Source organism: Streptomyces sp. NPDC014864, assembly GCF_043081525.1.
Classification (GTDB): Bacteria; Actinomycetota; Actinomycetes; order Streptomycetales; family Streptomycetaceae; genus Streptomyces.
This window is the reverse complement of sequence record NZ_JBIBWT010000016.1, coordinates 14,782-26,876: the sequence shown is the minus strand read 5'-3', so window position 1 is coordinate 26,876 and position 12,095 is coordinate 14,782. Positions and strand designations below refer to the sequence as shown.

At 73.3% G+C, this 12,095-nt stretch carries 11 protein-coding genes and 1 pseudogene; 9 read left to right on the top strand and 3 right to left on the bottom strand.

Features of this window, described 5'->3' with window-relative positions:
- Positions 1 to 343: 343 nt before the first annotated feature.
- Positions 344 to 1,105: a hypothetical protein gene (locus ACF1A5_RS25815; protein ID WP_392195249.1), complete on the top strand. Its 762-nt coding sequence runs from the start codon at positions 344 to 346 to the stop codon at positions 1,103 to 1,105.
- 162 nt (positions 1,106 to 1,267) lie between these two features.
- Positions 1,268 to 2,176 (top strand): M56 family metallopeptidase, encoded by a 909-nt coding sequence (locus ACF1A5_RS25810; RefSeq protein WP_392195248.1) that lies wholly within the window; start codon positions 1,268 to 1,270, stop codon positions 2,174 to 2,176.
- 227 nt (positions 2,177 to 2,403) lie between these two features.
- Here the strand turns inward: ACF1A5_RS25810 and ACF1A5_RS25805 are convergent, their stop codons facing one another.
- On the bottom strand, positions 2,404 to 4,686 hold the full coding sequence (locus ACF1A5_RS25805; RefSeq protein WP_392195247.1) for a heavy metal translocating P-type ATPase: 2,283 nt from the start codon (positions 4,684 to 4,686) through the stop codon (positions 2,404 to 2,406).
- A 108-nt stretch (positions 4,687 to 4,794) separates the two neighbouring features.
- Positions 4,795 to 5,097, bottom strand: a complete 303-nt coding sequence (locus tag ACF1A5_RS25800) for a heavy-metal-associated domain-containing protein (RefSeq protein WP_392195246.1) — start codon at positions 5,095 to 5,097, stop codon at positions 4,795 to 4,797.
- 248 nt (positions 5,098 to 5,345) lie between these two features.
- On the opposite strand from ACF1A5_RS25800, the gene ACF1A5_RS25795 reads away from it, so the two are divergent.
- The 4 genes and pseudogenes from ACF1A5_RS25795 to ACF1A5_RS25780 all read left to right on the top strand — a co-directional run bounded on the left by ACF1A5_RS25795 (position 5,346) and on the right by ACF1A5_RS25780 (position 9,646).
- Positions 5,346 to 6,131, top strand: coding sequence for a glycosyltransferase (locus tag ACF1A5_RS25795; RefSeq protein WP_392195245.1), 786 nt, complete (start codon positions 5,346 to 5,348; stop codon positions 6,129 to 6,131).
- A gap of 16 nt (positions 6,132 to 6,147) precedes the next feature.
- Positions 6,148 to 7,185 carry a galactose-1-phosphate uridylyltransferase gene (galT, locus tag ACF1A5_RS25790; protein ID WP_392195244.1) on the top strand — a complete coding sequence of 346 codons (1,038 nt, stop codon included), beginning with the start codon at positions 6,148 to 6,150 and terminating at the stop codon, positions 7,183 to 7,185.
- A gap of 179 nt (positions 7,186 to 7,364) precedes the next feature.
- The gene (locus ACF1A5_RS25785; protein WP_392195243.1) at positions 7,365 to 7,880 is read left to right on the top strand and encodes a hypothetical protein; all 516 of its coding nucleotides are present in this window, start codon (positions 7,365 to 7,367) and stop codon (positions 7,878 to 7,880) included.
- A 96-nt stretch (positions 7,881 to 7,976) separates the two neighbouring features.
- Positions 7,977 to 9,646 (top strand): annotated as a pseudogene (locus tag ACF1A5_RS25780) (multicopper oxidase family protein).
- An 81-nt stretch (positions 9,647 to 9,727) separates the two neighbouring features.
- On the opposite strand, the gene ACF1A5_RS25775 reads toward ACF1A5_RS25780, so the two are convergent.
- Entirely contained in the window at positions 9,728 to 10,177 is a 450-nt protein-coding gene (locus ACF1A5_RS25775) for a BlaI/MecI/CopY family transcriptional regulator (RefSeq protein WP_392195242.1), read from the bottom strand.
- 233 nt (positions 10,178 to 10,410) lie between these two features.
- On the opposite strand from ACF1A5_RS25775, the gene ACF1A5_RS25770 reads away from it, so the two are divergent.
- From ACF1A5_RS25770 to ACF1A5_RS25760, 3 genes are read left to right on the top strand one after another with little or no spacing between them, the layout of a single operon-like run.
- On the top strand, positions 10,411 to 11,010 hold the full coding sequence (locus ACF1A5_RS25770) for a molybdopterin-dependent oxidoreductase (RefSeq protein WP_392195241.1): 600 nt from the start codon (positions 10,411 to 10,413) through the stop codon (positions 11,008 to 11,010).
- Positions 10,980 to 11,723: an FAD-binding oxidoreductase gene (locus ACF1A5_RS25765; RefSeq protein WP_392195240.1), complete on the top strand. Its 744-nt coding sequence runs from the start codon at positions 10,980 to 10,982 to the stop codon at positions 11,721 to 11,723. The genes ACF1A5_RS25770 and ACF1A5_RS25765 overlap by 31 nt, the downstream gene beginning before the upstream one ends.
- A 28-nt stretch (positions 11,724 to 11,751) precedes the next feature.
- Positions 11,752 to 12,042 carry a DUF6510 family protein gene (locus ACF1A5_RS25760; protein ID WP_392195239.1) on the top strand — a complete coding sequence of 97 codons (291 nt, stop codon included), beginning with the start codon at positions 11,752 to 11,754 and terminating at the stop codon, positions 12,040 to 12,042.
- The last annotated feature ends 53 nt before the right edge of the window (positions 12,043 to 12,095 follow it).

Below are 12,095 nucleotides of genomic sequence, written 5' to 3'. Positions count from 1 at the left end.
GCTTTCGCATGTCCGGGGGACGTGGGGATTCCGGGACGAAGCGGGCCGCCGGGGAGCCGTGTCCGCGTCACTACTAATCTACTTAGAAAATTCTGCTCTTTGAGTACATGACAACAGCTTCGGTGAGCGCCTAACCTACCTGCAATTCGAGGCACTCGAATCGACTGGAGCCCCACCGGCATGCCTGCTCAACAGGCAGCTTTTTCATGCCGTCCAGTCCGCACGGTCCGTCACCAACGCACCATCTGCACGGTAGTTCGCGACCCTGGCTGTGGCGTCGACACGAAGGGGCTCTTCCGGGGTCGCGTGTGGCTTTCATCCCCAACCACTGAGGAGACCCCTCGTGCGTATGAAGCTGCTCGTCGCCCTCACCGCGGCGGCCGCCGCCACCATGACCTTGAGCACCTCCGCCCAGGCCAGCCACTCGTGGGGCGGCTATCACTGGGCCCGCACCGCGAACCCGTTCACGGTCAAGCTCGGCGACAACCTCACCTCCAACTGGAAGAGCTACCTGGGCACCGCGTCGTCCGACTGGTCGAAGTCGACCGTGCTGGACACCACCGTGGTCGCCGGCCAGTCCTCCGCCAAGCGCTGCGCCGCCACCAGCGGGCGGGTCGAGGTGTGCAACAGCACCTACGGCAACAACGGCTGGCTCGGCATCGCCTCGATATCCGTAACCGGCGGCACCCACATCACCTCGGCCACGGTGAAGCTGAACGATACGTACTTCAACACGGCGACGTACAACACGCCCTCGTGGAGAACGATGGTGACGTGCCAGGAGGTCGGGCACACCTTCGGCCTGGACCACCAGGACGAGGTCTTCGACAACCCCAACCTCGGTACGTGCATGGACTACACGAACACCCCCGACGGCCCGCCCAGCAACCTCCACCCCAACCAGCACGACTACGACGAACTGGCCACGATCTACAGCCACCTGGACTCGACGAGCACCGTCGACCAGACCGCGGCGGTGCCGCAGGTCACCAACGACAGGTCGAGTTGGGGCACGCGCGTGTCCCACGCCGCCCACGGTGACACCTACGTGCGCGACTTCGGCAACGGCAAGTCGGTGGTCACCTTCGTGATCTGGGCGCGCTGACGCCCCGACCGCCGCGTGACGCGGGCGGGGGTGGCCGGTGCCATCGGCCACCCCCGTCTCCGGCGCTCACGCCGGATTCGCCGGGTTCGCCGAACGGATCCCGTCCGGCGAACCGGAGGCGTTACGCTCGGCGCGTCGAACGGTCAGGAGGCGGAGCGACGCATGATCACGGCCGTGGCGCTGGCCGCGTACGCGGCTCTGGCCGGGGCCGCGGCGCCGCCTCTGCTGGCCCGGGCGCGATGGCCCCACGCCGCCCCCGTCGCCGCCGTTCTCGCCTGGCTGGCCCTGGTGACGACGTTCGTCATCGCCGCCGCGCTGTCCGTGCACCACCTCGTGGCCGTCGAGCGGCACCCGCACGACGGGCTCATGGGACTGTTCACCGTCTGCCTGCTGGAGGACCACCCGTCCGCCGTTCCGGGCCCGTCCACGCCGGGTGACGTCCTGGCGGTCGCGGCCCCGGTCGTGGTCGTCCTGCTGCCGCTGCCCTGGCTGGCCCGGGGCGTGTGGCGCGCTCGGCGGGCCCGCGCCCGGCAGTTGGACACGCTCACCCTCGTCGGCCGGACGGTGCCCGCGTACGGCGTCACCGTCGTCGATCACGTCGTCCCGGCCGTGTACTGCCTGTCGGGGCGCCGTTCCCGCGTGGTGGTGACGCGGGGCGCGCTGGACGTCCTGTCCGACGCACAGCTGCGGGCCGTGGTGGAGCACGAGCGAGCTCACCTCATGGGCCGGCACCATCTGCTCCACGTGCTCGTCGACGCGTTCTCCCGGGCCTTCCGCGGCCTGCCCCTGGCCCGGCTGGTCCGGGAGCAGACGTTCCTCCTCCTGGAGATGATCGCGGACGACCGCGCGCTGCGCTTCCACTCCCGGGACGTGCTGGCCACCGCGATGTGCGAGGTGGCGGCCGGACAGACGCCCCGGGCGGCTCTGGGGGCGGGCGGATCGGGGGTCCTCGTCCGCCTGCGCCGCGTCCTCGAGCCGCAGCCGCGCCCGCCCCGTACGGCATGGCTGTGCATCGTGGCGGCGACGCTCGCGGCGCCCTCGCTGCCGCTGCTGGCGGCGTGCGGGCCCTGACTCCCGCCCCTTGAGCCGTTGCCTCTGAACCCTGAATCTCTGAGGCCGATCGCTGCCGGCGGCCGGCCCGGTGGCTCACGCGGGCCCGGCGGCAGGCGCCCGCGGCCCCCGCGGCCCACGGCGCCCGCGGTCACGGCGTCCGCCGACGCGAGGCGCCCGGCCGGAGGACCGGGGGCCTTCTTCCGCGTGGCGGAACGCTCTGGGCCGCAGGGCAGAACCCGGCGAGGTTACTTGAAGGACCGCAGCCGCAGGCTGTTGGTGACGACGAAGACCGAGGAGAAGGCCATCGCCGCCCCCGCGATCATCGGGTTGAGCATGCCGAAGGCGGCCAGCGGCAGGGCGGCCACGTTGTAGCCGAAGGCCCAGAAGAGGTTGCCCTTGATGGTGGCCAGCGTCCTGCGGGACAGCCGGATCGCGTCCGCCGCCACCAGCAGGTCGCCCCGTACCAGCGTCAGGTCGCCGGCCTCGATCGCCGCGTCCGTGCCGGTGCCCATGGCCAGGCCCAGGTCGGCGGTGGCGAGCGCGGCCGCGTCGTTGACGCCGTCGCCGACCATCGCGACCGTACGGCCCTGAGCCTGAAGCCGCTTGACCACGTCCACCTTGTCCTGGGGCAGGACCTCGGCGATCACCTCGTCGATGCCCACCGAGCGGGCGACCGACTCGGCGACCACCTGGTTGTCCCCGGTGAGGAGCACGGGCCGCAGGCCCAGCCGCCGCAGTTCCGCCACGGCCCGCGCGCTCGTCTCCTTGACCGCGTCGGCCACCGCGAGCACACCGCGGGCCTCGCCGTCCCAGGCCACCGCGACCGCCGTCCGGCCCTCGGCCTCCGCGGCGGCCTTGGCCGCGGCGAGGTCCCGGGGCAGCCGGATGGCCCACTCCTGCAGAAGCTTCTCCCGTCCGACGAGTACGGCGTGGCCCTCGACGACGCCCTGCACGCCGAGCCCGGCGACGTTCTCGAAGCTCTCCGGGACCGGCAGGGCGCCGGCCCGCTCGCCGGCCCCCACCGCGATCGCCTGGGCGATCGGATGCTCCGAGGCGTGTTCCAGCGCCCCCGCGAGCCGCAGCAGTTCCCGCTCGTCGACGCCCTCGGCGGCGACCACGTCCTGGAGGGCCATCCGGCCGGTGGTCACGGTGCCGGTCTTGTCCAGCACCACCGTGTCGACCTTGCGGGTGGACTCCAGCACCTCCGGGCCCTTGATGAGAATGCCGAGCTGGGCCCCGCGGCCCGTGCCGACCATCAGGGCGGTCGGCGTGGCCAGTCCGAGCGCGCACGGGCAGGCGATGATGAGGACGGCCACGGCCGCGGTGAAGGCGGCGGCCGCGTCTCCGGTGACGAGCAGCCAGGTCAGCAGCGTGCCCAGGGCGATGAGGATGACCACCGGCACGAAGACCGCGGAGATCCGGTCGGCCAGGCGCTGCACCTCGGCCTTGCCGTTCTGCGCGTCCTCCACCAGCCTGGCCATCCGGGCGAGCTGGGTATCCGCGCCGACCCGCGTCGCCTCCACGACCAGGCGCCCCCCGGCGTTCACGGTCGCGCCGGTCACCGCGTCGCCCACGGTCACGTCCACCGGCACGGACTCGCCGGTCAGCATGGAGGCGTCCACCGCCGAGGAGCCCTCGACGACGGTCCCGTCCGTCGCGACCGTCTCGCCGGGCCTGACGACGAAGCGGTCGCCGACCGCCAGCTCCGCCACGGGAACGCGTACTTCCGCACCACCCCGCAGTACCGAGACGTCCTTGGCACCCAGTTCGAGCAGGGCGCGCAGGGCGGCGCCCGCCTTGCGCTTGGACCGCGCCTCCAGATAGCGCCCGGCCAGGATGAAGGCGGTCACCCCCGCGGCTGCCTCCAGATAGATGGAGGACGAGCCGTCGGTGCGGGAGACGGTGAACTCGAAGCTGTGCCGCATCCCCGGCATGCCGGCGTGCCCGAAGAACAGCGCCCACAGCGACCAGCCGAACGCGGCGAGGGTGCCGATGGAGACCAGCGTGTCCATGGTGGCGGCGCCGTGCCGGGCGTTGGTGAACGCGGCCCGGTGGAACGGCAGGGCACCCCAGACGACGACCGGCGCGGCCAGCGTCAGGGACAGCCACTGCCAGTTGTCGAACTGCAGCGCCGGCACCATCGCCAGGAGGACGACGGGGACGGAGAGCGTCAGGGACACCAGCAGCCGCTGCCGCAGGGAGAGCAGCTCGCCGTCCGCCGCCGGGGCCTCCTCGCCCGTGTCCTCGGCCCTCGGGGCCGGGGGCGGGGGCGGGGGCTCCTCGGCGGTGTATCCGGTCTTCACCACCGTGGCGACGAGGTCGGCGACCTCGACGCCCGCCGGGTACGAGACCTTCGCCTTCTCGGTGGCGAAGTTGACCGTCGCCGTGACGCCGTCCATGCGGTTGAGCTTCTTCTCGACGCGTGCCGCGCACGAGGCGCACGTCATGCCGCCGATGGAGAGCTCGACCTCGGACAAGGCCGCGGGTGTCGTGCCGGCGGACGTCTTCTCGGTTGTCGTGCTGGTCATACGTATCTCCTGAGGGAGGCCGGGACGCACAGCGTCCGTATCAGCGGAGCGATGCGTCCCGGCGCGGGGGAGCGGCTGCGCGGGCCGCCGGGGCGGGGCCCGGCGGGGTCAGGCCCGGCCGACGAGCTCGTAGCCGGCCTCGTCGACGGCGGCGCGTACGGCGGCCTCGTCGAGCGGCGCGGCCGAGGTGACCGTGACCTCGCCGGTCGCGGCGACGGCCTTGACCGCGGTGACGCCGTCCAGGGCTGATATCTCCTCGGAGACGGCGCCCTCGCAGTGGCCGCAGGTCATGCCGGAGACCTTGTAGACGGTGGTGACGCCGCTGCCCTGGACCTCGGCCGCGGCACCCGAGGCGCAGGAGCCGCCGGAGCCGCCGCAGCAGGAGCTGGAGTTCGTCTGTTCGGTCGTCATGGTTACTTCCTCGGGGTCGGACGTGCGGGGTCGATCGTAGGACGGGGGTGGTGCGAACCCGTCCCGACATCGTCGAACAGTATACCCCCCTGGGGTATTTAGTCACGCGTGCTGCGGACTGCACCCGCTGGGCCGGGTGGCCCTGCGGGCAGGACGGAGGGCCCCTACTGCCCACGGGCGGCGGCGGCGACAGTGGAGGGCACAGCGCTCGCGTTTCCGCCGACCGGTGGGAGGAGAGGTGAGCGACCGTGCTCCAGAGCGTGGACGTGGGACGACGGGGCCTGGACGCCTACCGCGCGTGCGCGGGCGAGGCGGTCGTCGACGAGTTGCGGTGCCTCGCCGCTCCCCTGGACGGCGTACGGGTGCTCCATGCGAACGCCACCGCCTACGGGGGCGGGGTGGCGGAGATCCTGCGCTCCGAGGTGCCCCTGCCGCGTGACCTCGGGGTGGTCGCCGAGTGGCGGACCATCACGGCGGAGCAGGTCAACGCCTTCCAGCGGCATGCCGACGTGGTGATCCAGAAACCGCTGCGGGAAGGCTTCGGCCTGGTCGTCTCCGAAGCCACCTGGAAGGGCATCCCCGTCGTCGCGGGGCGGGCCGGCGGCATTCCGCTGCAGCTGCCCGACGGGGTGGGCGGCCACCTGGTGGACACCACCGGCGAGTGCGCCGAGGCCGTTCCGGGACTTCTCGCCGACCCCGCGGCCGCCGTCCGGCTCGCCGCCGCCGGGCGTGGCCTCGTGCACGAGAGGTTCCTGCTGCCCCGACTGACCGGCGACGAGCTCCGCCTGATCACCAGCCTCCTCGGGCACGCCCCCGCCGCACCCACCGTGCCGGCGGCCGCGGGCACGGCGGGCGAGGACCGGGATCCGGTCCGCGGGATGCGCATCGACGGCGCCGGCGTCCGTCCCTCCCGATACCGGGGCAGGGAGTTCCGGTTGTGCTCCGCCTCCTGCGCGCGCCAGTTCGCCGCCGACCCGGAGCTGTTCCGGCGCGCGGTGGCCCGGGCCCGTCGCGTCGCCTCCCCGGGCACCTGAGCGGGGGAGGACGCCCGTGTCCGAGCTGCGGCGCGATCCGCTCACCCACGACTGGGTGGCCATCGCGCCCGCCCGCGGCGGACGCCCCCACAGGATGCCCGGACCCGGGGGCCCGTCCCCGCACCGGCCCCCGCCCGCCGACCCGGACTGCCCCTTCTGTCCGGGCCGGGAGGACGCCACTCCGCCCGAGGTCTGGCGCCTTCCCGCCCCGACGGGCGCCGCGCCCTCGAACTGGCGCCTGCGGGTCGTGCCCAACCGCTACCCCGTACTGACGCCCGCCGACCGCCCGGCCCGCCACCACAGGGCCGGCCTGTGCCTCTCGGTGGAGGGTGTCGGCAGCCACGAGGTCGTCATCGAGTCACGCGCCCACGACTGGGACCTGCCCGACGGCGACGACGCCGCCGTCGCCGACGTCCTGCGTGCCTACCGCGCCCGCTGCCGGGCGCTGCGCGACCGACGCCCCGGGATCGTGCTGCCCTTCCGGAACCACGGAGCCGGGGCCGGCACCTCGCTGCCCCACCCCCACTCGCAGATCGTCGCCACACCCATCGTCCCGACCCGCTTCCGCCGGCTGTTCGACATCGCCCGTGGCTACTACGACGATCACGGCCGGTGCCTCCACGTCGACCACACCGCAGCCGAACTCGCCGGCGGGGAGCGCGTCGTCGCGACCACCGACCACGTCGTGGCGCTCGCCCCTTACGCGGCCCGCACCCCGTACGAGACGCTGATCCTTCCCCGCCACCACGAGGCGTCCTTCGGCGACGCCTCCGACGTGTGCCTGGACCGGACCGCCTCCCTCTTGCGCCGCGTCCTCACCGCGCTGCGCGACCTGCTCGGCGACATCCCGTACAACTACGCACTGATCAACGCCCCCAACGGAGAAGAGGGCACCGGCTGCTTCGCCTGGCACCTCCGGATCGCGCCCCGCCTGGCCGAACCCGCCGGCTTCGAACTCGGCACGGACATCGCCGTCAACCCGCTGCCGCCCGAGGAGGGTGCCGCGCAACTGCGCGGCACCCTTCGTCCCGGGGCGGGCCCGGGGCGGCCGTGACCGTGGCGGGCGCGCGTGACGCGCGCCCGCAGGCGTGTGCGCGGACTCCGGGTGCGCCTGCAACTCGCCGAGCGTGCCGAGTGACGACGCTCTGTCGCAGCCGCAGATGCGAGTGGCCGCGATACCCCGTACGGGTATAGTGGCCACAGTTCTGTCCGACGAGCCGGGCGCGGGAAGAGATGGCGAGCACCACAGGTCGGTGGGGTGAGGCGTCGAACGGCGCCGTCCGCTGTGTCTGGGGTGCCGTCGTCGCGCTGCTCGCCGCCTTCGCCGTGCTCGTCCACCATGACGCCGCCGGTCCCATGGCCGTTCCGGGGGCACCGGCGGTCGTGAGCGCGATGCCGGGCACGAGTGCCGTGCGTGACATGAGCGCCGTGCACGGCATGGATGCGATGCCCGGCATGGGTCACGCGTCCCCGGCCACCGGAACGAGGACCACGACGGTCACCGGAGCGACCAAGGCCCTCGGCGCCGCCGACCTGCCGGCGGGCAGCGGCGACAACACCTGTTCGAGCGCGGCCACGGGGCACTGCTCCGCCGCGAGCCTCGGCAGCGTGCGGTTCGTGTCGCCGCCCGCCGAACCCCGCGCCGGCCCGGCGGACGCCGTCCACGGCGTCCGCGCGGCGCACTCTTCCCTCGGAGTGGCGCACTGCGCCCCGCCCGACCTCTCCCTCCTCTCCCGGCTGCTCATCTAGGCCGCGCCCCGGGCGTCACCCTCGCGCAACCGTCCGGGAGCGAGGTGTGCCCGCCCACGGCCCGACCGACGGAGCACATCGAGAAGAGGACTCATCATGAACAGCATCAACCGCCGATCCCTCCTCCTGGCAGGGCTCGGCGCCGCGGGCGCGGGCGCGCTCGCGGCGTGCAGCACCGACACCGGCGCCTCCGGCACGTCCGGCCACGCCGGCCTGGTCGGGCCCGGCAGCGAGGTGGTCGCCGCCACGGACAAGGAGCGCAGGCGCACCGGCCGGGTGCAGAAGGTCACGCTGACCGCGGCGCCCGCCACGCTCGACCTCGGGGGCGGCGTCAGGGCGAAGAGCTGGGCCTTCGGCGGCCGGACCCCGGGCCGGGAACTGCGGCTGTCCGCGGGCGACACGCTCGCCGCCGAACTCTCCAACCAGCTCCCGGGCAGGGCCACGACCTCCGTCCACTGGCACGGCATCGCCCTGCGCGCGGACATGGACGGCGTCCCCCCGGCGACGCAGGCCGCCGTCCGGGCGGGCAGCAACTTCACCTACCGCTTCATCGCGGACACGCCCGGCACCTACTTCTTCCACCCCCACGTCGGCGTCCAGCTCGACCGCGGCCTCTACGCCCCGCTGATCGTCGAGGACCCCCACGAGCCGCTCCAGTACGACGACGAGTGGGTGGTCGTCCTCGACGACTGGGTCGACGGCGTGACCGGCACCCCCGACGAGGTCTTCGCGGAACTCAGGCAGGGCATGGGCGGCATGGACGGTATGGCCGGCATGGACATGGGATCGGGCTCCGGTTCCGGCTCGGGCGGCTCCTCCTCCGGCGACGACATGGGTGGCATGGAAGACATGGGCGGGATGGACATGAGCGGCGGGCGCACGGACGGGATGAGCGCGTCCCCGTCCGCCTCCAGTGGCGGCATGTCCATGAGGTTCATGCTCATGGGCGCGCGGAGTCCGCTGCTCGGCGGCGACGCCGGTGACGTCACGTACCCGTACCACCTGGTCAACGGCCGCGTCCCGGCCGACCCCGAGGTGTACCGGGCCAAGCCCGGCTCCCGGGCAAGGATCCGGATCATCAACGCCGCGAGCGACACGGCGTACCGGGTGGCGCTCGGCGGCCACAGGATGACCGTCACCCACACGGACGGCTTCCCGGTCCGGCCCGGCGAGACCGACGCGCTGCTGATCGGTATGGGGGAGCGCTACGACGTCACGGTGACCCTCGGCGACGGCGTCTTCCCGCTGGTCGCGCTGGCCGAGGGCAAGAACGCCATTGGCATGGCCCTGGTCCGCACCGGATCCGGCGGTGCGCCCGGGCCCACCGTCGTCCGTCCCAGCTGCGCGGCATGGTCATGACCGCGGACCGGCTGAAGCCGGCGGACGACGTCCGGCTCCCGGGGAAGAGGACCGACCGGGTGCACCGCGTCGAACTGACCGGGGGGATGGCCAAGTACGACTGGGGCATCAACGGCAAGCGGTTCGACGTGAACGACCCGACCGCGCACCCGATCCTCGTCGAAAAGGGCCAGCGGGTCCGGCTGGACTTCGTCAACCGGACCACCATGTGGCACCCGATGCACCTGCACGGCCACACCTACCAGCTCGGCACCGGCGGCCCGCGCAAGGACACCACCATCGTGCTGCCGAAGCGGACGGTGTCCGTCTACTTGGACGCGGACAATCCCGGCCAGTGGATGCTGCACTGCCACAACGCGTACCACGGGGAGTCCGGGATGATGGCGCTGATGGCGTACCGGGCCTGACGGGGACGGGGACGGGGCCGGCAGAGGGGGAGCGCGGCAGACCGCCCGCTCCCCCCGAACCGTCCGTGCGGACAGGCGCGTTCACACCTCGGAGCCGGAGCCGGAGCCGGAGCCGGAGCCGGAGCCGGAGCCGGAGCCGGAGCCGGAGCCGGAGCCGGAGTCGGAGCCGGGATCCCTCCCCACGGCACGCAGGGCCTTGCGCAGCGCGCCGCGCTCGGCGGCGGTCATGTGGCCGACGAAGTGGGCGAGCGCCACGGGCCGGTCCTCGCTGGCGTCGAGGGCGTCCTCCATGAGGGCGGCGGAGTACTCCTCCCGGGTGCGGACCGGCTCGTACAGCCAGGCGCGCCCGTCCTTCTCCTCGCGCACCAGCCAGCCCTTGGAATGGAGGATGTTGGCGACGGTCATCACCGTGGTGTACGCGACGGGCCGGCTCCGGTTGATGTCGTCGACGATCTCCCGCACGGTCGCCGGGCGCTTCCACCTCCACAGGCGGTCCATGATCTCCGCCTCCAGTTCCCCCAGCCGTCGCATGGCCCCGCTGCTCTCTCTCCGCCGTGGTGGTCGACCTCATCGTAGAGCGCGGCCCCGGAGCACGACGGGGCCTTGGGACAGGCGGCCACCGTGCACCCTCGTCACCGGCCCGCGCCTTCGCCGCCTCCCGCCCCGAGGTCGCCGAGTGGTCAGGCCGCCGCGGTCCACCGAGACTGAGAGATGGGTCCGCGTACCGGCAGGGCAACCCGCACACGCGCTCAGGAGGTGGCGCCGTGACGTCCTTCTCACCCGGATTCCGCGGGCGCGCCCGTTCCCTGGTGGACCGCCTGCCGCCCGGCCAGTACCCGACCGAGTCCTTCCCCGTGCTGTCGGCCGGGCCGACACCGCGTGTGGCGACCGACGCCTGGACCTTCACGGTGACCACCGAGCGGGGCGAGACGCACGCCTGGAGCTGGGACCGGATGATGGGCCTGCCGCAGCAGGACACCGTCCAGGACATCCACTGCGTGACCCGCTGGTCGAAGTTCGACACGCGGTGGCGCGGGGTCGCGCTGGACGTCTTCCTGGAGGACGTCGAGACGGTGGCCCACCACGCCGTCGTCGACAGCCACGGCGGCTACACCACCAACCTCGCGCTGGAGGACCTCCTCGACGGCAAGGCGTGGATCGTGCACAGCTACGACGGCTACCCCCTGTCGCCCGAGCACGGCGGCCCCGCCCGGCTGCTCGTACCGCACCTGTACCTGTGGAAGTCGGCGAAGTGGGTGCGCGGCCTGCGGCTCACCACGGAGGACGAACCCGGCTTCTGGGAGTCCGTCGGCTACCACAACCACGGCGACCCGTGGCGCGAGCAGCGCACCTGGGGCGACTGACCGTGCGCATCGCCTGGCGCGCCGCGCGGCTGGCCGAGCGCCACGTCCAGTCCCGCTCCGCCCGCTCCCTGGTCTTCGCCGTGCCCGGCTGGCCCGGCCACCTGCCCGGCCAGCACGTCGACGTACGGCTCACCGCCGACGACGGCTACCAGGCCGTACGCAGTTACTCCCTGGCCGCGCCCGCCGACGGCGACCGCGTCGAGCTGGGCGTCCAGGCCGTCCCCGGCGGGGAGGTCTCGCAGTATCTGGCGCACCGGCTGCCGCTGGACGCGGACGTCGAGATGCGGGGACCCCTCGGCAACTGGTTCGTGTGGCGCGGCGAGGACAGCGAGCCGGTGCTGCTGGTGGCCGGCGGCTCCGGAGTGGTCCCGCTCGTGGCGATGGTCCGGGCCCACCGGCGGTCCGGCTCGCGCAGCCCCTTCCACCTGCTGTACTCGGTGCGCGGTCCCGAGGAGGTCTGGTACCGGGACGACCTCTTCCACGAGGATCCGCTGGTCGACGTGCGCATCGTGTACACCCGCCGGTCACCGCTGGACAGCTCCCGCGAACCGGGCCGGGTGAGCGCGGACGACCTGCACGAGCCGTCGGCCCGGCTGGAGCCGGGCAGCCCCGTCTACATCTGCGGGCCGACCGGGTTCGTCGAGTCCGTCGCCGACCTGCTCGTCGCCCTCGGCCGCGACCCCGCCGCCATCCGCACCGAACGCTTCGGCTGACCTGTCCGCCCGTCCCAGGGGAGGTTCCATGTCGGACACCACCACGCACCTCGACGGCAACTGCCTGGCCGGCCCCCTCTCGGAGATCCTCTCCGTGGAGACCACCACCGCCTGGTGGCGCTGCCCGGAGTGCGCGCGGTCGGGCCCCATGGCCCAGCTGCACGTCTACGGGCCCGAGCCGGGCCTGACCGCCCGGTGCCCGGGATGCGCGCACATCGCCCTGCGGCTGGTCCGGGAGGGCGAGCACATCTGGCTGACGCTGGGCGGCGGCACGGGCGCCTTCCGGTTCCGCACCGGGCAGGCGGCCCGCCCTCGATGACCGCTCCAGGTCGATGCGACCGCCGTCGGCGACATCCCGGGGAACTCCCGTCC